Consider the following 19,186-nt stretch of genomic DNA (forward strand, 5'->3'; position numbering starts at 1 on the left):
ATTAACCCTCACATTTCTATGTATTCTTCTTTACCAACCTTACGAGTAAACAAATTGACGATGACCGTGTATGAGAAGCGATAATTTTTACTTTGTTCTCTCACAGCCGCCTTATTCATAGGGTAATAATGCAATCTATTGTCTCCTCCCTCCTATATAATTGCTATTATAAATTCAAAAAAACCGAAAAATATCCTTTTAATTGACGGATTGTAATATGAAGTGCGACACCTACTGGAAATAAATAAAAAGGGCCCATGGCCGGATTCGTGTAGAATGAAGTCACCACAACACCATTCACACAAGGAGAATCCAACCATGAGCTACAGACATCTTAGCATAATCGAACGTAGCAAGCTAGAAGTCCTCCACAGACAAGGTAGAAGCTCAAGAGCCATTGCGAAAGAACTGGGTAGGCATCCATCGACGATTTGTCGTGAGTTAGATCGGGCGACTTCATCACATCCTTATCAGGCAGAACAAGCTCAGAATGCTTATGAGGAGCGTCGTAAGGCTTCAGTCTCTACCGGGAATTGGTCCGATGCCTTGGCTGCTTCACTGGAGGAAAAATTGGAGGCAACGTGGTCTCCGGAACAAATCACCGAACGTTTCCGCATCGAAGGGAGGGATGCAGTCTCTTTCAAAACCATCTATCGCTGGATCTATGCAGGGCGCCTGGTTCGAGGCGTATTACAGGTTCTTCGGCATAAGGGGAAGCGTCAGAAACCCGCAGAAACGCGCGGTAAATTCGCTATTGGAAGGACTATTTCGGATCGCCCAAAAGAAGTCCGTTCCCGTGAAACATTTGGGCACTGGGAGCTGGATACCGTTGTATCGGGTCGTGGGAAAAGTAAAGGCTGTGTAGCGACGTTGATTGAACGCAAGACACGTTTATATACCGCTGTTCTCATGCCTGATCGCACCGCTTTGTCGATGGAGATTGCGCTCGGTGTAGCGATCTCACAGTATCCCACGGGAACCTTCCTCACAGCCACGGCTGACCGAGGCAAGGAGTTTGCATGCTATGCCCATCTGGAAACCACCCATAACCTACACGTTTATTTCGCTGATCCGTATTCATCCTGGCAACGTGGTTCCAACGAGAATGCGAATGGATTGCTTCGAGAGTTTTTCCCTAAAGGTACCGATCTCGCGAGGGTTTATGATGATGATCTCGCCCATTCACTCGATCTAATAAATCACAGACCACGAAAATGCTTAGGTTGGAAGACTGCTCACGAATCTTTCGCAGAAGAACTGTCGCACTTGGTTTGACAATCCGTCAATTCAAAAAACTTCTCACTAGTTTTAGCCAGTGAGAAGTTTTTTCATTCAACGTTTTGTAGAAAGCTACTCAATAAGAGTAAAAAAGTTACCCTCACCGATCAGCCACAGTTAAACATGAGTTTGAACCTTTTTTAATCCTCTAATACAAATGCAATATCTTCATAATATCTTTGTAATGACAAGTTTTTATTTTCAATAACTTTATTAACAAAATCATGAGGCAAACGTTTAAACGCAGGATTACCACCAATGTTATCTACTCTCGGTCCGTTATTTGCATCATACTTCCATTCGCCACCGAATTGACTGATAATTATCTCGCCATAACAGTAACTAATAAAGTAAATATCTTTTTGGGAAAGATTACTTATAACTAATTGATCTAGTATTCCAACAGACTCAGAGTTATTAATATCAATTTTGTTTTTTTTCATAAATTCTTGAATAGAATCTTTCCAGCTTTCATCTAAATAATTTGGAGTAGCGGATGGGATCAATTGAGTATTTTCAGCAAACCATGGTAGCGCATATTGCTCTATAATTTTCCTGAGTTTGTGAAGAACTTCTGTTAATTCTTCTTCATTTTGATATACGTACCATTCATCTACTTTACGCTCCGCAAGCTTAGGGCTACTTACGGATTCTGAACCTGTTTGAAAGGTACATCGAATAGCATTCGATTCCCAATTGCTTTTATCAATTTCAATATAATCTTTGACATAGCCTTCCCTAGCTCTAACAAAAATCCAAGGATTTGAAGAATCCTCAAAGTCAAATGAAAGTTCCTTTAACTTGTCCTCTAGCTCTGAAGAAATAATTTTAGTAAGGTTCATATTCTTCCGCCCTTCCTACAAAATTGGCACTATTGGAATACTCCAAGGGCCTGGGACACCACCATAATTTGGTTTTTTCTTTTTCAAACTACCGTCTGGATTCAATGAGTTATTAGGAGAATGCTCTATAGAAAAAATCTGTTTAAGTATTTCCAATAGATCAACTGGAGCATATTCAAATTCCGGTATTATAATATTCTTAGGATCTATAGATCTATTCCTCTCACCTTAATATATCATACCTGGTTGTGTTGCATAATAGGTGTAGAAAACAATTTCCTTTCTCGAATTGAATGGGCTAGGTATTACTACATTATTAGGGTTCCAAGTCGTTCCTGCTCTGGCTGTTGCTGTACTATCCCCTCTGAATCCATTTAAAATTATGCCGTGTATATATGATTTCAGTTGATCTCTGCCTGATTTATTTAATTGAGGATTGTTATTCCAACTTATTGGTTTAAGTTCATATATTTCATATTGACTTTCTCCAACTTTCAAAGCAAAATCAACTCTGCCACTATTGCCATTAGCTAACTTTACCGTTTTTTCTGTAAATGCAACATCATTTTTAGTAAATAGATTAATTAACTTAAAAATGTTACCTAATGCTTTATGTGCATATTGTCCATATGCAGTGGATCCAAATTTCGCTCTACCACTTGGATCAACATACCTTAAGGGATTATTATGCACATATGCATACAAATTCAAGCTCAATGGATCATCCAATTCACCCTCAAATGTATCCTCATTAATAAATCTGCCTGTATTGGGATCGTACCATCTTGTCCGTAAATATTGCAAACGTGTCGTATCATCCCACAGCTCGCCAGAGTACAAGAACGGATTGTGAACCTTCTCCTCTTTTAGCTCGAGATTTCCCCAAACGTCATACTGATACTTGTTCAGTAACGCACCATCAACATCTCGCAATTCAGTAATATCTCCGTGTCCGTTGCTTTGGACATATGCTTTGCTACCATTGGCATAAACAATAGCTTCCAGCTTAGCACCGCGAATATAGTTTGCTTTTAATTCAGGTGTGCCATTAAGCACTTCCGCCTCAGCAATAATTTGAGCTCGATCATCGTAATAATAACGAGTGGCTACTCCATTTTCAGTACGTTCAACGAGCAGATTGTCACCATTGTACTGATAGTTTACTTTGGCTACGTCTGTGATAACTTGAGTCAAACGATTGCTGGTATCGTACTGATACTCACTTTCAACAGAATTAACTTCCTTATCAGACTGCATCGTCAGGCGGTTACCTTGTTTGTCATACGTGTACTGCTCGTTATTACCACTAGCTGTTGCAATCCGGTCTAGCTGGTCATACGTAAAGTCATCCTGCACGCCTTGCTGAACACGCTTTGTAATATTTTTGTTGCTATCATAACTGTAGTTATACAAAGCGAGTGTATCCTGACCACGTACTTGCTCTAGACTCACCAGATCCAGACCGTTATACGTCCTAAGGGTACTCACATCATTTAGAGACTCGGACGATTTAAACAATCCATTCCCATAATATTTGTACTGAGCATCAGGTGCATCCTTAGCTGTACCAACCGAGGTCATTCGGTTCATCACATCATTCGTGTAATAAACCGTGTTGCCAAATGGCCCTTTCATCTCTGTCCGGTTAAGTTGAACTCTGCAGTGAGTCCGTCTGGATAGGTTAATCGTGTCAATTGCTCTGTTGCTGGGTCATATTGATAACCCGTAGTGCCCGTACTATCCGTCATGCTGATTCGTTTACCAACGGAATCAACAACGAAGAAAGTCGTTTCATCTGAACTAATTTTACGGATCAGATTACCTCGCAAGTCATACTCATATGTGAACGTATTTCCATTGCGATCCACATATTTCGTCAAGTTGCCGCTAGGTCCATAGTAGCTTTTTGTACTATTGCCTGACTTGTCCTTCGTCTGAATGCGGCGATTAAGCTGATCATATGTGTTTTCTTTGATGTTGCCTGTCGGGTCAATCGTCTTGATCAGATTCCCAACCAGATTGTAGTTGTATTGTGTCTGTTCTCCATTTGCACTGGTAACTTGACGAAGCTGGCCCATGACGTCATAGTTAAACGTTTTAACGTTTCCATTACCATCGGTTTGCTCCAAAACTTTGCCACTGATGTTATCATATTTATTTTTTCCCAGGATTTGTAGTATCTAATCCAACTGTGTTTTCTCTTCTGTTTTGATGCCTTTGCCCCACTTGTCGTAGGTTGTAATTTGCACGTAGCCTTCAGCATCAGTACTAGTAGCAGTGTGAACTACATCATCATATTTCATAGATGTCGAAGTACCATCTGCTCCAGTGGTCATGACCGTACGGCTCCAGCTATCATACGTATTACGAGTACGGTTTCCCAACGCATCGTCTGTCCAGGATACCCGACCATAGGGATCGTACCCATTGCGCTGTGACACGATATAACTGTTACCTGAAAAATAACCTTTCTCAATAGCCTGACCGAGTGAATTCCATTTGTTCAATCGCTGCTGACCCAGCTCATCCGTCACTTTGATCGTATTGTTGATATCATCATAATCCGCGCGGAGCATTGTTCCGTCCGGTTGTGTCACTTCAATGGTTCGACCAATGGCATCCAAGCGATATTTTGTTGTACGTTGCTCTTCATCCGTAGATGCAATTAATGCACCCGTAGACAAGTCATATTCCGATAATGAGTTTATTTGTGTTGTTCGACCATCCACATCGGTTACGTTAGTGCTTAGACGAGTTGGAAATGCGTTTTGATAACGACCATCATATTCGAGTGTCGCATTTCGTTCATGTTTGCCATCCGAGATATGCTGAGTTAACAGGTTACCGTAAGCATCGTAGGTGTAATCAGCCTGTGTCAACAGCTCGCCACTGGCGCTGTCTTTACGATTAACGATTTGCTTAATATTACCGACGTTATCTCGGGTAAGAACTGTATATTTTTTGTTCGTCGCATCCACCATGTCTGTTACACTCGTTACCCAGTGTCTTGTATCATCATACGTACTGGTGGTGGTGCGTCCCGTTGCATCCGTTACCGAGGTGATATTGCCGTAGTCATCCAACTGTACGGTGGTGGTTAAGACATCCTTGGCTTGGTTATCCGTTACTGTGGTTACCGTTGGTGTTGGTGCAGCATAACTACGCCCTTTGACGGTTTTACCATAGGTATTCGTTGTTGTTTGGGTTTTACCCTCTGCACTAACCATAGTCCCATCCAGATAGAACTGGGCTTGAGTATCATTGTTAATAAAATCTTTTCGGTAGTTATATTGTGTGTTAGTTAATCCATTACTCACCAAGACAGCAAAAGTTGTGTCCTGTGAAAATGATGCTCCTATATCTGAAGTGTAGCTGTACGTCTGGCGGTTGAAATCCTCTGTTGATCCATTTTCATACGTAATCTGATCTTTACGAGAAAGCACACGATAGGCATCATTGAACGAATCTTCACCAATGTAACGCTTAACTGTTCCATTCTCATATTCATAGAACGTTTTGGCACCCGTGTTATGTTGTACAGATGTCAGCAATGCATATGGATTAAGCGCCGCACGTTCAGGGCTAAATCCAGGCAGGTTAAACTTGGCATCAGCCAGTTTGTAAGAATACGTCGTTTTTCTTCCTAGCGGATCAATGACAGAATCAAGCAACTCTATACCATTTTTCGTCTGTTTGTTATAGGTGACTGTACGATTCCCCTGCACAATTGTTACGGCTGAAGATGTATAACTAATGCTTATCGTATTACCTATAGCATCCTTCACTTGGGTTAACAGTTTGCTGTTATATACCGAGTTATTCTCATAGAAAAATTGAACATCATTTTTCTGCCCATCGGATATCTGGAGTAGACGTCCATCCACAGAAAAATATTGCTTGGTTAATCCATCTGAAGATGTCAAAACGAGTGTAGAGGATTCTCCATTTACCGTTACTGAGGTATCTGGATTTACTGTAATACCTTCCCAGTCATACCCTTTAAGCGTATTTCCTGCAATTTCATAGCGGCCACCATCGGCCATGTTCATATACGACGTACCATTCTCCGTTTCCGTGAAAGGCAGTTTCCAAGACCATCCCTTACCAAGTGGTGCTCGTTTGTCTGCAGTGGCAGGAACCGTTTTGTTGTAGTATGTGACATCGAAGTTACTACCTACTTGATAAGCTCGTATCTCAGCAGAGGGACTAGAAGCCAGATAATAGTTGTAACTACTATCCATTGAAGTAGATATCCCTTTTCCAGCATTACTATTTACGTTGTTTTTCAAATCGTTAACTGCTGACCAATCGGGTGTACCATCCGTGTATAAAGTGATGGTTTCAGCCGGACCTTCTGTTACTTCCTGCTCTACCCAAGGCTGCTCTCGGACGGAATAAGCATAACGATACTGGTATGGAGCCTTACCTGCAATCCAAGAATCATAACGTTGTTGAGAATATTGTCCAGGCTTAACGACACTTCCAATATAGGATTGGGAATAAACTCGGGTATCTGATTCTGGAATGGATACGGACCCGTTATAACGCGCTTCCCATGTTTTAGTACACACATAGTTCGCTACCGATTTATTTGGTGATGGACAAGCTTTCGTAGCCGTCACCGAGGAACGGGTAAGCGTAATCGTTTTGCCCTCAACTGTCGCTGTTTTCGTATCTGGACATGGGCTACCTGAACCTGTCTGAGCCCAGACACCTTTAGAGTCATATTTTCCTGGAATGGAGTTAGTGCACGTCTGTGTTGGAGCAGTAATTGTACGTGCAGGCTGATATTGTCCAGAAATGACCTGAGCACTGCCTGATCTGTTTAGAGTTCCGCTAAATCCACCTTGATTGTAACTTATACTCGAAGGTAGACTACTCAGACCTCCGCTACGGGTTTGTTGCTCGGTACGGCTTTCCGATGGATTCCAAAATGCGATTTGTGTACTCGCCGCTTTCCGAGCATCGGCTTCGGTCGTATATGTGCCTTGCAGGATAGTCGGCGTTTCCACTACAATCGTGTCATTATCTTTGAGACCATCGCCATTATAGTCTTCTTGAACCCACTTGTTGAGTTTGTATTTAACGTGATATTTGGTAATAATTTTTTTCTTCACTGCCTGATAAGTGAGAAAATAATTGTAGACCGGATACTCATATGTATTCGTTCCCACGGCCGGATCATAAAACTGGGCTGAATTCGAGTTATATTGCCTTTCCAATGAAAAGGACATCCCTGCACGTCCAGGCAAAGACGCATCGACATGCTCCAACATAAGGCCACCACTCATGGTCGAAATGCTTTCTCCGTTTTCACCCACGGTATAAGGAGCCTCGTTAAACGACTTTTTACTATAGACTGGTGCTTTTTCAGCGATATGTTTCCCTGGATCTGGGACACTCGTTTGTCCTGCAAGTGGTTTTACATCTGATTTTGATTTTTGCTTCGATGGTGATGATGACTCGGATTGCTTTTTATTCGTAATTGAAGCATCATTGTTCTCCTTAACCTGTCCCTTTTCAGGCACAGATTTTGATACTTTTTCCGAGATATTCTTCGGTTCTGATTTCGATTCCATCGACGTAGAAGATGGAATTTCAGCACTCTCTTGTGATGATGGTGTTTCCTTGGATTCAGCAGCCGGCTTTCCTTCAAGGGTAGAAGTGTTTTCGCTTGAAGAAGGTGCTGTCGGTTCTTGACCTACATCCTGATTCGTTTGAGGTGCGTTTTCATCATCAGTTGTAGTTTCTGTCGATGGTGCTGTTTCTTCAGTTCCTTCAGACTCTTTTTCACCTTCCGATTGGTCATCTGGATCAACCTGTTCTTTTTCCTCACCCTCAGCTTGTTTGTCTTCCTCTTCTTTCGGTTCGTTATCTTTCTCAAGGTCTGTATCTGGCGGGGCAGTCAGTTCCTCTTCCACCGCGAACGTTTCATACCGCTGCATAATACTGGATTGGTCGGCTTCCACACCCGTGAGTGGCGTTTCTTCAGCTAGAGCTGAATCCGTATAAACATCACTCGTGACCGAAGCCGATTCATTAACTTCCTGTGGACGTACGGCTTGCAAGGCTTCGTCGAATCCAATCTGTTCGTCTCTAGCTTTATAAAGAGCTGAAATCACTTCATTCAACGTATAACCTTGATCCAGATAGCCCTGGATAAAACCTTCTGTCCTGTCAAACTGCTCTGCAATAAGAGAAAGGGACTCCAGTGGAGAAGGATTTTGGCCTGTAGAAACTTCTTGTTCATTTTGCTTTTCAGCATATGTAATCGCTGGTATCCAGTTTCCAAAAAGTCCTGAAAATACGGACACGATAAGCAGAATGGATATATATTTTTTTGTAATAGATTGCTTCAACTTGTTCTCCCCGATCAGATAGTGTGAGTTTCAAACTGCTACTATACTATTTTTAATATGCTGTGGTTCCTAAAAATTTGTAATCGTTTTTTTGATCAAATTACCGTTGGCATCATACGTGTATGCTATCTTTTTCCCAGAGGGCGTTAGGATGCTATTCAAGCGACCAGAGGAATCATAATTATATGTGTATTGTTTGAATGGTGTTTTCTTTATCAAATTACTTGGCTCAGACTCGTCTCCTTCACTATTTTTTGAACGCACTAGGAATGTGTATGTCTTCTGTGGATCAAGAAAATTGACCACCTGGCTGGTCTCATTTGTAGTTGAAACTAAAACGTTGTCCTGATAAATGTTGAAACCTTTTGTTCCCCCATTCAGCTCATCTAGTGCCTTCCATGATAATTTTATCGAAGTTTGATTAAGTATTTCTAACTTCAAATCTTTAGGTACTTCTAGAGAACTATTTCCAGATGAGTTACTAACAGAAAAACTTAAAATATTTTTGACATCAGATTCATCAATAATTCCGTCGTTGTTCATATCAGCTAGAATAATCTGCTCCGGTGTAAAAGTTATTTTTCCTTTTAAGTACTTAGTAACCATTAAAGCGTCATTAGCAGTTACCGCTCCGTTTCCATCAACATCACCTTTTAATTCCCTCTTATATTTGGTCACTTGATTACTCGGATCAGACTCGCTCCCTTCACTATATTTTGAACGTACTGTGAATGTATAGTTCTTCTGAGGATCAAGAAAATTGATTATATAATTCGTTCCATTAGTAGCTCCAATTAGAACATTATCCTGATAAATATTAACTCCAACAACATCTCCATTAACTTCTTTTATATTATCCCATGATACGATCACCGAAGTATGACTGAGTATCTCCAATTTTAAATTCTTTGGCACTTCTGGCGTTTTTTTTCAGTTTGGGTTCCAACGTGAATGCTCAGAATACTTACGACATCAGCATTATCAATAATTCCGTCGTTGTTCATATCAGCTAGAATAATCTGCTCCGGTGTAAGAGTTATTTTTCCTTTTAAGTACTTAGTAACCATTAAAGCGTCATTAGCAGTTACCGCTCCGTTTCCATCAACATCACCTTTTAGAACAGCCAATTCTGCTGAATGAACTTCATCTAAAAGCAAAGAAAATGAAAACAAAAAAATAATACATGTTAGGAAAACCCTCCTGCTAGACTTTAAAATTAATAATTCTCTTCCCTCATCCATATCACATTTTCCCCTCTGTAATGATAAATTAAATATTTTTACATATTTTAATTTTAGCCTTCTCTTTCCTACTCCTCTCTACTTTGCCTTTATTGATTAATATATAGCTATCTTATTATCAATTATTTTATATAGATTAGAAATAGGCATTTTTTGTTTTATTTTGTCTTATATTGTCGAAAAAAAACCTATTTTACATATAGGAAATAATAAATATTATGTAATAATCCTTTTCTTGTAGTATGTAAATGATGTAATATATATACACATATTAAATGGAACTATACAATTTTATATAAGAACTGATGATTTTCACTTTGATCTCAAACATAGATTAATAAACACTGTGTAATAACGCAGACCCACATACCTTTTCTTTTATAAAATTCAACCCCTTTTTTAACGAAAAAAACCTTACTAGCTAAGCCAGTAAGGTTACCTCTAACAATATTAAAACCACTGAAATTCTTACTGAAGATAAAAATATATACATAAATACCTATATATTATCCAAAATTTGTTCCAGATAATTCCATCTGTAAGGGGGATTGCTTCATATCCTCCGTCATTAAACTAAGCCTTTTTCGATTAACGCCTTACTAGTCGCACCTTTCTGGCAAGCTGTCCGTACAGCGTATCTACAGAATAACGGTCAATTAATAATGATTCAGTCCATGCTCCAAAATGATCCTCAGACCGTCATGCTGAATCGCATAGTCCACTACTTGAAATAGACTACCAACATGAACCTTTTTCAACACATAACGTTTGGCTGGATCCCAATTACGAAAAGCTGCATCCATATCAAATCCGTTGCCGGGGCTGGAACTTCTTCCAAACTTAAATAAACTTGTTTAAGCTTGACCCACTGAAATCCATGTCCTGGTTAGAGGCTGAAGCAATGAACTGCCAGATGAATTGTTCATCCAAATACCGATTACGATCAGCTTTAGTAAAGCCATCCTCTCAAAGAACAAATGCTGCGCAAGTTCCTGAAACGGTTTCCCTTATTGCAGGACTTAATTTCAATCTAGTTTTCTCTGTAGATGTTAATGACAGACTGATTGACACTATAGAACATCTCTTCCACTTCTTCAAGTGTACATTCACTAAGCTCGGTCACCGTGAAGTTGTACGTAAGGAATTCAAATTGCACATCATAAGTGTCATGTCGTCTACAGGCAATCGACTCACCACTAAAATCCACTGTTCCATTGCTCAACTTGTAATGGTAACGAAGAAAACAGACTCCCAACGCTGTCTGCCATCAATAACCCAGATATACCCGTCTCCGTTATTCCAAACTAGAACATTTGGGATGTAACGATCCCTAATAACAGAATCAACCAGGTACGAACGTCGATCATTCTTCCATACGCTGTTCCGTTGGAATGGCAAATCAAATCGAATAAGGTCACGCATATTTAAAAGGCTTTTTGTTGTTCTCTGAACACTTAATAACAGGACGCAGCGTGCATGTCCTGATATTTGGTCAAATATCAAAAGCTTGCTGTATAGATTGATCCTCAAATGACGAAGCTCGAACAACTCGGTCAGAAAATCCGCCTACTCCATGAATGGACTCTTTGCCCAATAATAAGGATAAGACAGAAAATCCTTTTTGTTCCTTCAAGCTACTCCATGCTTTTAAAAAATCATTATTTACATGTGCTTCCCCATCAGTGACAAAAATAATATCCGCTTGATTAAATCGACTTTGTTTAATGACTTCGCTTGCTTTGTTTAAGGGTTGTACAAAATTCGTACCTCCATCAAGAAAAACAGTTGCAAGCTGAATCATATCTGGAACTTCAATTTTCCCTCGTTCATAGATGATGGCATCAGAAGCATGTGAGGAAAACGGTATCCATGCAAAATCCCTTCTCTGTTTCCGGGCAATGCTCATGAGAGCCAAAGCAAATCCCTTGGAGATCGTATCCTGACCCTTCATACTACCAGATTGATCGAGACACAGGATAATGGGCCCTTTACCGAGATGTTCTTTTCCCTTGGTGTCATACTGAAGTGCCTGTCCTTCCGCATATCGGCGTAAAAAATCCATTTTGCTAATGGGGGGCTGGCGTAACTGCCTAGCTCCATCGGCAGCAGTTGCTCAATGTCACTTCCTTGCCGAATTCCATTCCTATCAATCGCGTCCTTGTGTTTATATCGCTGTTTGCGACTGGCAATGACCTTCATTCGTCCTGTCCATTTTGCGATTTCCTTCAAATTCTTATTATGACTCAATTTTTCAGCAAGAAATAATTGCTCTTTTAAAGGAACCTTCTTCAGCTCACTGTCACTACTTCCAGCCTGTATTCCACCTAACATGAAGTTCACATTTTCTTTAGTCTCTATCGCTTCATCTGAAGCCTGAGCAAGTATTTGTGATAATTGAGAACCGTTCTGATTAAGTGCTGCGGATAAAGCTTCTGTAGCTTGCTCTTTCACCCATCCAAGAACGTTTTCATTGTATTTCGTTGTGCCAATGGCTGCTGCCAGATCATCCAAGCGAGTAAACTCACGAAAATCCAGATATCCTTGATCAGTCATGTTCTATTTCACTTCCACTCCAACCATGTCAGCTTGCAAAATCAAATCGTTTTGTTTGGCGCTATAAATTTGCGCCCATCCTTCGTCATAACTGTTACGCTCCAGCTTGGCCTCGTTATAACCTTCAATCAATACTCTTTTCAACTCTTCAATCATGTGTAATTTTGGCAATATAAATAACCTCACTGACATTCAGTGAGGGTGCTACTCGAACGGATCATCATCTTCATGTCCATGCGTTGATTCATCCTGAGAGGAACTGCCTTCTGGCTTCGTTTCTTCCACATGTGGATATAGGAGGGAACGCGGGAGTTTGGTCAACCAAGCCCGTAGGAACAAACTTCAGTTTGGAAGAAAGCTTGTCTTCCGACCCAGGCTGCTCTGGATTTAACATCGGCTGATCTAAAATTTTAGGCTTGTGTTTAAAATCAAATTTAAACGCCCACAACTTTTTTCTTACCTCCCATTCTCGGCGCTCTTTCCAATCGCGGGGAACAAATGAGCCCTTACCAATCTTCTGCGGCAACGGTGTTCCATCATCCAGTAGCTTTGCTACGTAATGAAATTTGGGTAAGCCATCCATCATCTGTGTGTAAAAAATTCGATCTTCCTCTTTTTCCGTATCTCTAGATTTTCAGGCAGCAGATATTTGTTAATAAAATCTGCTGTTTAAATGTGCTTGGTCTGCTGATAATCTGCTTTTCACCAAACTCCCTGCTAAATCCGAGCGCATCTAGATAAGCAAGGCCGCCAAAAGCAATTTTGTTTCGGCAGCTTGTTAAGATGGACTGCTTCATGGCTTTAGCATTGATTTTCCCCGCTTCAACCTCCAGTTGGCCTGGGGACTGTAGCAATTATTCCGGCTGTCCGATATTCTGCTGCAATGGATAAGAACAACTCCACATCTGGATGAATGTATCTGGAGTATTCATCCACAATCTTAATATGTGGTACGCGCGTGCGCTCCGTTCCTAGTCTCCGAAACGTTCCGCTTTGCAAGTACATGACAACAAACTGTCCAAAGGCATCACTCGCTTTACGTAGTTTACCCATCGCTCTATTTACTGCCAACATGCGCTTTTACACACAGATCTCGCCATGTGCAAGCGTCCTGGCTACAAAGGTAGCTTGGCCCCTCCTTTGATTGGCTTTCACCAACTAGATAATGCGTGCCTCTGGGCACGCTAAAAAAAAAGGAACTGCGCATCACGCAGCCCCTTCTTGTTGTTGTATTCAATTAACCTTTCAGATGAACCTTCAACACACCATTTTGATTAGATGTAACATCACCTGTCGTGACTTCCACCCGTTCAACCATATCTTGACCATCTGGAATGATAATCGGTGTAATCAGCGGGTATCCCGCATCTTCAATGACCTTACGATCAAACTCCAACAGCTTTTGTCCAGCCTTTACATGCTCGCCAGCTTCCACATGCATGTTGAAGCCTTCACCTTTGAGGGATACTGTATTAATCCCGACATGAATCAGAACTTGTAATCCACTCGCGTGTTCAAGAATCACCGCATGTTTACTTTTGATCACATGAGCCACCTGAGCATCAAACGGAGCAACAACAACGTTGCCAGAAGGTTCAATCGCTACACCTTCACCCATCTGTTTCTCGGCAAAAGCCGGATCAGGTACTTGCTCCAGTGACACGGCCTGGCCGGTTAATGGCGCCATGATTTCCAGTGTATTCACTGCTTCGTCCCCTACTTGAGCTGCACTACGTGTGCGCTGGTTTGGATCTGTTTTTGCAGTTGAAGAGGTAACAACTGAAGCAGACTGCGATGTAGCCGCTTTAGGCTCATTAATGGTTTCATTGCTTGCACTACGATCTTCTTTTCTCAGTTTGGCTCTACCAAAAAGGACCGTCAGTACAAACGGTACAACCAAGACAATCGCCATGCCGATGAAGAAGACACCCCATTTGTTAGGGAAAATCGACAGGAATCCCGGTACGCCACCTACACCGATGGAGGTTGCCTGAACATTATTCATCGTCAGCAACACACCACCAATCGCGGAACCGATCATACCAAAGATAAACGGATAACGGTAACGGATATTCACTCCGAAGATCGCCGGCTCAGTTACCCCGAGGAAGGCCGATACCGAGGACGTTGCCGCAAGTCCTCTCATTTTCTTCTCACGCAGGACAAGCATCATCGCAAGTGCCGCCGAACCCTGTGCGATATTGGACAATGCCAGCATCGGCCACAGGAACGTACCGCCCTGACTACCAATGAGTTGAACATCTACCGCAAGGAACGTGTGATGCATACCAGTGATAACGAGCAAAGCGTAGAGACCACCGTAGATCAGACCACCCAGCGCCGCGTATGAATCGTATACATAGATCAAACCAGATGTAATTGCATTTGCAATAGCAAATGTAACCGGTCCAATAATCGTAAATGCCAGGAATCCGGTAATCAGCAACGTAACTGGTGCAACGACCAGCAGTTTAATTGAATCATGCACTCTTTTGTTCAGGAAAATTTCCATCTTCGCAAGCAGATAGGCCGATACCAGTACTGGCAGAACCTGCCCTTGATAACCAATCTTCTCAATCTCCCAACCGAACAGATTCCATGTTGGCACCGTGCCATTATTCACGGCATCAGCGTAACCATATGCACTCAGCAGATCGGGATGTACCAGAATGAGACCCAGCACGATCCCGAGCAGCGGACTGCCGCCGAATCTTTTTACAGCTGCCCAACCAATTAGAGCCGGCAGGAACGTGAAGGCTGTACTTGCGATCGTATTAATAATGGACGCAAGATCCTTCCAGGCTGGATAAACATCCACCAGTGATTTTCCATCAAAGAAAATGCCTGGACCCGTCAGAATATTGTTAATCCCGAGCAATAGACCTGCCGTAATGATTGCAGGCAATATCGGAATGAAAATATCCGAGAGTGTTTTGATTGCTCGCTGAATTGGATTTTGCTTTTTACCAGCAACCGCCTTCACATCATCCTTGGAAGAACGATCTCCCCCGGTAATCTGGATCATCTCATCATAGACCTTATCCACCAGTCCAGGCCCAATAACGACCTGGAATTGTCCTTGGGAAGAGAACTGTCCTTTAACCAGATCATTCTGATCCAGACTCTCGGTATCCACTTTACTCTCATCATACAAGGCAAACCGGAGTCGTGTAACACAGTGTGTTGCAGCTTCAATATTCTCTTTGCCACCGACTGCCCGGACGATCTCCTCAACCTGTTTTTTATCAATTGCCATAGTGTCACTTCCTATTTATAAAATGTGATTAGTCCTGTTGTGGCACAAGCCACATATAGGATGCATACGGGCTGAGAGAGATTTCCTGCGTCAGCGCAGGGGCTGCCTCTGTATTTCCTATGAGTAACTCTGCTGATTTGCTTGCAATGTGATCATTCCAGACAGCTTCTGGAAGCGAGAACGTAACGTCTCGTTTACTGAAGTTGGATACAACAATCAGAGTTTCACTTCCATTGGTTCGTGCGTACGCGAATACATCCGGGTGTGCATCGTCCAATCGTTCATACAGACCGTCGGTCAGCACGTTAACCTGTTTACGCAGGGCAATCAATTTGCGGTAATGATAGTAGATTGAATCCGGATCAGCCAGTTGCTGTTCCACGTGAATGGACGGATACCTTTCATCTACCTTCAGCCAAGGTGTTCCGGTAGTAAATCCGGCGTTCTTACTTCCATTCCACTGCATCGGTGTTCGGGAGTTGTCCCGGGAACGCTCCTTCACGATTTGGAATGCTTCTTCAGCGGATTTACCTCGTTCTTCCTGAAGCAATCGGTACATGTTCGTTGATTCGATATCGCGGAACTCACTAACGTCATTCCAGACTGGATTCGGCATTCCGATCTCTTCACCCTGGTAGACATAAGGTGTACCTTGCATTCCGTGTATCGTTGTTGCAAGCATCTTCGCACTCTCGGCACGATAATCACCATCATCGGCGAATCGGGATAATGCCCGCGGCTGATCATGGTTATTAAGGAACAGCGCATTCCAACCTCCACCGGCTTGCATGCCTGTCTGCCACTCACTGAAGAGCTGTTTCATCGCTTCGAAATCATACGGCATCAGTTCCCACTTCTGACCATTCGGATAATCCACTTTCAGGTGATGGAAGTTAAACGTCATCGAAAACTCCCGGGAAGCCGGGTTCGAATATTGGATACAATGTTCCAGTGTTGTGGAGGACATCTCCCCTACAGTCACCATGTTGTGAGGCCCGAATACTTCATCATACATCTCGGTGATGTACTCATGCACACGCGGTCCATCCGTGTAATATTTGCGTCCATCACCCGGTGACACGCTGCCGTCATCATCAGGGAACCGCTGGTCTTTGGAGATCAGGTTGATCACGTCCATACGGAAACCATCCACACCTTTTTCGGCCCAGAACTTGATCATATCCCGTACAGCTTTGCGTACTTCCTCATTCTCCCAATTCAAATCAGCCTGCGTTTTATCAAATAAAGTCAGGAAATATTGTCCCGTCTGTTCATCGAACTGCCAAGCGGGCCCACCGAACTTGGATTGCCAGTTGTTTGGCACACCGCCATCCGGGGCAGGATCTTTCCAAATATAATAATCCCGATACGGATTATCCTTGGAAGAACGGGATTGCTGGAACCACTCATGATCGGTCGAGGAGTGATTCACCACGATATCAATCATCAATTTCATATCACGAGCCTTCAGACCTTTCAACAGTTCGTCAAAATCCTCCATCGTCCCATAATCCGGATTAATCCGGTAATAGTCCGCTACGTCATATCCATTATCATGCTGCGGGGATACATATACCGGCTGCAACCACACAATATCGATACCCAGATGCTGCAAATAATCAAGCTTCTCGGTTAATCCATGAATATCTCCCGTACCCGATCCGGTTGTATCATTAAAACTCTTCGGATATACCTGATACACCGTTGATGTCTTCCACCAAGATGACGGAGTTGTGTTATTAGAACTCATGTTAACGCCTCCAATAAATTGTAATGCTCTCATGTGATGTTCTCGGTTAACTTCATATCTATATTACATAAGTAAACATGTATATACAAGTTGAAACTATAATATGTATATTCTTCGCCTCTTCTACATATTCCCCATAAATCTTTCCTCTGTAACATTTATTTTGGAACCTGCGTTCGTAAACTCCATGATATCTGTATTGGGACAACAAAAAACCGTCTGTTCTTCCCACCATTGGTGCGGGCAACAGACGGTCTAATTTGGTTGAACTTGGTTGGACTTTTGAAATATATTCTACTGTTTTTTACTACTGTAATGGATTGTTATTATAAAGTAGCTGTCACTTGACTTCATCACCACAGCGTAGACATGTCTCTTACGACATCTCCGGTGAAACTACGGCTTTCCCTTGTTTTTCCTGCATATTCAACTTCAATAGAGATAGTGCAGCTTGCTCTTCCCTTTCCAATTCAGCAGCACTGATCTCACCAGAGAGTACGGCACGCATTCGCTTTTGATCCAGCAGACCTTCCCATTTTGCCACCACAAATGCTGCGACACAGTTGCCCATCAGGTTTGTGAATACACGCATTGTATCCATGAATCGATCCGCACCAAGCAGCAGAGCAACCGCTGCTACAGGAAAAGCATTGACAGCCACTGCCGTTGCGGACAGGGCCAAGAATGCGGAGCCAGGTACTCCTGCCATGCCTTTGGAACTTAACATCAACACCAGCAAAATCGTAATCTGCTGCATCAATGTCAGTTCAATCCCTACGGCCTGAGCAACAAAAACCGTGGCCAACGATAAATAGATTGAAGCGCCATCCAGATTAAACGAGTACCCCGTCGGTACCACAAGCCCCACAACCGCACGATCACAACCCGCCTTAGTTAGTTTGTCCATCATGCGTGGCATCACCACTTCTGATGATCCGGTTCCAATCGCCAGCATCACTTCAGAACGGGTATACTTCACAAATTGCAGGAAATTCAGCCCGGTAATCCACCAGGCAGCCAATGCCAACATGACCAGAAACAGCAGCGCTGCGCCGTAACATGCCAGAATCAGCAGACCAAAGGACGACAATGTGGATGCCCCATAGGCACCTACCGTGTAGGCCATGGCTCCAAATGCACCAATCGGCGCGAGTTTCATGATATAACCGATGATGCGGAACACAATGCCGAGCAAGTTCTCAATCAGCGTCAGTACATTCTCTTTTGCCTTACTCTCTGTTGCTGCCAGGGCAACCCCGAACAGGCAGGCCACGAGCAGTACTTGCAGAAGTGCATTTTGTGCAAAGGCATCTACAACACTTGTCGGAATAATATTCATGATAAAGTCTACCGTATGCGGTAACTCGGAACCATTGGTTTTTGCTTCAATGCCGCTTGCATCTATGGTTGAAGGGTCCACGTTCATTCCGGCACCGGGGCGAAGCAGATTGGCTGTCCCCAATCCAAGTACCAGCGCCACTGTAGTTGCAATCTCGAACCACACGATGGCTTTCAGTCCGATGCGACCTACCGACTTCAGATCACCGATCTTGGCAATCCCTGTGACAATCACCATGAAAATCAGTGGAGCGATGATCATCTTGATCAATTTGATGAAACCTGTTCCGAGCGGTTGCAGCAGGCTACCCAGATCCGGCCACAGAATGCCTACGCCAATCCCGATGATTACCGCTACAATAATTTGAAAAAATAATGATTTCATAAATGACATGAACGCTCCCCCTGTTTGCGGTCAATTCGGATTTCCGTTTGGTTTCCGTGTAACTTTTTATATCATTCTAAAAGGGAGTTCAACAATGGAATTTCAATGTTTTTGTCATTTGTACCAACTCTATTGGTGAAAATTGAACCTGAAACCGAAAAAAGACGAATATCGCGTCAGTTAT

18 protein-coding genes are annotated in these 19,186 nt (G+C 42.6%); 1 reads left to right on the forward strand and 17 read right to left on the reverse strand.

Translation table 11 applies throughout. The features are described 5' to 3' along the window. Positions 1-318 precede the first annotated feature (318 nt). Positions 319-1,275, forward strand: coding sequence for an IS30 family transposase (locus tag ACDJ59_RS13200; RefSeq protein WP_413409352.1), 957 nt, complete (start codon positions 319-321; stop codon positions 1,273-1,275). A gap of 143 nt (positions 1,276-1,418) precedes the next feature. On the opposite strand, the gene ACDJ59_RS13205 is transcribed toward ACDJ59_RS13200, so the two are convergent. The 17 genes from ACDJ59_RS13205 to dctA form a co-directional block, all read right to left on the reverse strand. Further along, complete coding sequence (locus ACDJ59_RS13205; RefSeq protein WP_413409354.1) at positions 1,419-2,120, reverse strand: hypothetical protein; 702 nt, start codon at positions 2,118-2,120, stop codon at positions 1,419-1,421. Between the two features lie 228 nt (positions 2,121-2,348). Continuing rightward, positions 2,349-3,701: an RHS repeat domain-containing protein gene (locus ACDJ59_RS13210; protein WP_413409355.1), complete on the reverse strand. Its 1,353-nt coding sequence runs from the start codon at positions 3,699-3,701 to the stop codon at positions 2,349-2,351. A 50-nt stretch (positions 3,702-3,751) separates the two neighbouring features. After that, positions 3,752-4,198: a hypothetical protein gene (locus ACDJ59_RS13215; protein ID WP_413409357.1), complete on the reverse strand. Its 447-nt coding sequence runs from the start codon at positions 4,196-4,198 to the stop codon at positions 3,752-3,754. Positions 4,199-4,300: 102 nt separating this feature from the next. Then, positions 4,301-8,479 (reverse strand): hypothetical protein, encoded by a 4,179-nt coding sequence (locus tag ACDJ59_RS13220; RefSeq protein WP_413409359.1) that lies wholly within the window; start codon positions 8,477-8,479, stop codon positions 4,301-4,303. Positions 8,480-8,548: 69 nt separating this feature from the next. After that, a complete protein-coding gene (locus tag ACDJ59_RS13225; RefSeq protein WP_413409360.1) occupies positions 8,549-9,352 on the reverse strand; it encodes a fibronectin type III domain-containing protein in 804 nt (267 codons plus the stop codon). Between the two features lie 26 nt (positions 9,353-9,378). Next, a complete protein-coding gene (locus tag ACDJ59_RS13230; RefSeq protein WP_413409362.1) occupies positions 9,379-9,720 on the reverse strand; it encodes a dockerin type I repeat-containing protein in 342 nt (113 codons plus the stop codon). Positions 9,721-10,376: 656 nt separating this feature from the next. Then, positions 10,377-10,523, reverse strand: coding sequence for a hypothetical protein (locus tag ACDJ59_RS13235; protein WP_413409363.1), 147 nt, complete (start codon positions 10,521-10,523; stop codon positions 10,377-10,379). Positions 10,524-10,750: 227 nt separating this feature from the next. Beyond that, positions 10,751-10,942: a hypothetical protein gene (locus ACDJ59_RS13240; RefSeq protein ID WP_100528836.1), complete on the reverse strand. Its 192-nt coding sequence runs from the start codon at positions 10,940-10,942 to the stop codon at positions 10,751-10,753. Continuing rightward, positions 10,939-11,142 carry a DUF262 domain-containing protein gene (locus ACDJ59_RS13245; protein WP_413409364.1) on the reverse strand — a complete coding sequence of 68 codons (204 nt, stop codon included), beginning with the start codon at positions 11,140-11,142 and terminating at the stop codon, positions 10,939-10,941. Before ACDJ59_RS13245 ends, ACDJ59_RS13240 begins: the two co-directional genes overlap by 4 nt. Before the next feature lie 70 nt (positions 11,143-11,212). Next, positions 11,213-11,782, reverse strand: a complete 570-nt coding sequence (locus ACDJ59_RS13250) for a vWA domain-containing protein (RefSeq protein ID WP_413409365.1) — start codon at positions 11,780-11,782, stop codon at positions 11,213-11,215. Continuing rightward, positions 11,668-12,273, reverse strand: a complete 606-nt coding sequence (locus ACDJ59_RS13255; RefSeq protein ID WP_413409955.1) for a hypothetical protein — start codon at positions 12,271-12,273, stop codon at positions 11,668-11,670. Before ACDJ59_RS13255 ends, ACDJ59_RS13250 begins: the two co-directional genes overlap by 115 nt. A 3-nt stretch (positions 12,274-12,276) precedes the next feature. Continuing rightward, positions 12,277-12,444 carry a hypothetical protein gene (locus ACDJ59_RS13260; RefSeq protein WP_413409366.1) on the reverse strand — a complete coding sequence of 56 codons (168 nt, stop codon included), beginning with the start codon at positions 12,442-12,444 and terminating at the stop codon, positions 12,277-12,279. A gap of 73 nt (positions 12,445-12,517) precedes the next feature. Then, positions 12,518-12,859, reverse strand: a complete 342-nt coding sequence (locus tag ACDJ59_RS13265; RefSeq protein ID WP_413409368.1) for a hypothetical protein — start codon at positions 12,857-12,859, stop codon at positions 12,518-12,520. A gap of 236 nt (positions 12,860-13,095) precedes the next feature. Then, on the reverse strand, positions 13,096-13,326 hold the full coding sequence (locus ACDJ59_RS13270; protein WP_133120469.1) for a hypothetical protein: 231 nt from the start codon (positions 13,324-13,326) through the stop codon (positions 13,096-13,098). Between the two features lie 184 nt (positions 13,327-13,510). Then, positions 13,511-15,529, reverse strand: a complete 2,019-nt coding sequence (gene treP / locus ACDJ59_RS13275) for a PTS system trehalose-specific EIIBC component (RefSeq protein ID WP_413409370.1) — start codon at positions 15,527-15,529, stop codon at positions 13,511-13,513. 28 nt (positions 15,530-15,557) lie between these two features. After that, on the reverse strand, positions 15,558-17,279 hold the full coding sequence (treC, locus tag ACDJ59_RS13280; RefSeq protein ID WP_413409371.1) for an alpha,alpha-phosphotrehalase: 1,722 nt from the start codon (positions 17,277-17,279) through the stop codon (positions 15,558-15,560). Between the two features lie 376 nt (positions 17,280-17,655). Continuing rightward, entirely contained in the window at positions 17,656-19,011 is a 1,356-nt protein-coding gene (gene dctA / locus ACDJ59_RS13285) for a C4-dicarboxylate transporter DctA (RefSeq protein WP_036670619.1), read from the reverse strand. Positions 19,012-19,186 lie beyond the last annotated feature (175 nt).

The organism is Paenibacillus amylolyticus, from assembly GCF_047302515.1.
Lineage (GTDB): Bacteria > Bacillota > Bacilli > Paenibacillales > Paenibacillaceae > Paenibacillus > Paenibacillus amylolyticus_G.

Bases quoted from the DNA above. Each gene is read 5' to 3' on its own strand.
- ACDJ59_RS13200 (WP_413409352.1), top strand. From the start codon at position 319: ATGAGCTACAGACATCTTAGCATAATCGAACGTAGCAAGCTAGAAGTC.
- ACDJ59_RS13205 (WP_413409354.1), bottom strand. From the start codon at position 2,120: ATGAACCTTACTAAAATTATTTCTTCAGAGCTAGAGGACAAGTTAAAG.
- ACDJ59_RS13210 (WP_413409355.1), bottom strand. From the start codon at position 3,701: ATGACCTCGGTTGGTACAGCTAAGGATGCACCTGATGCTCAGTACAAA.
- ACDJ59_RS13215 (WP_413409357.1), bottom strand. From the start codon at position 4,198: ATGGGCCAGCTTCGTCAAGTTACCAGTGCAAATGGAGAACAGACACAA.
- ACDJ59_RS13230 (WP_413409362.1), bottom strand. From the start codon at position 9,720: ATGGATGAGGGAAGAGAATTATTAATTTTAAAGTCTAGCAGGAGGGTT.
- ACDJ59_RS13235 (WP_413409363.1), bottom strand. From the start codon at position 10,523: ATGGATGCAGCTTTTCGTAATTGGGATCCAGCCAAACGTTATGTGTTG.
- ACDJ59_RS13245 (WP_413409364.1), bottom strand. From the start codon at position 11,142: ATGCGTGACCTTATTCGATTTGATTTGCCATTCCAACGGAACAGCGTA.
- ACDJ59_RS13250 (WP_413409365.1), bottom strand. From the start codon at position 11,782: ATGGATTTTTTACGCCGATATGCGGAAGGACAGGCACTTCAGTATGAC.
- ACDJ59_RS13255 (WP_413409955.1), bottom strand. From the start codon at position 12,273: ATGACTGATCAAGGATATCTGGATTTTCGTGAGTTTACTCGCTTGGAT.
- ACDJ59_RS13265 (WP_413409368.1), bottom strand. From the start codon at position 12,859: ATGATGGATGGCTTACCCAAATTTCATTACGTAGCAAAGCTACTGGAT.
- ACDJ59_RS13270 (WP_133120469.1), bottom strand. From the start codon at position 13,326: ATGGGTAAACTACGTAAAGCGAGTGATGCCTTTGGACAGTTTGTTGTC.
- treP (WP_413409370.1), bottom strand. From the start codon at position 15,529: ATGGCAATTGATAAAAAACAGGTTGAGGAGATCGTCCGGGCAGTCGGT.
- treC (WP_413409371.1), bottom strand. From the start codon at position 17,279: ATGAGTTCTAATAACACAACTCCGTCATCTTGGTGGAAGACATCAACG.
- dctA (WP_036670619.1), bottom strand. From the start codon at position 19,011: ATGTCATTTATGAAATCATTATTTTTTCAAATTATTGTAGCGGTAATC.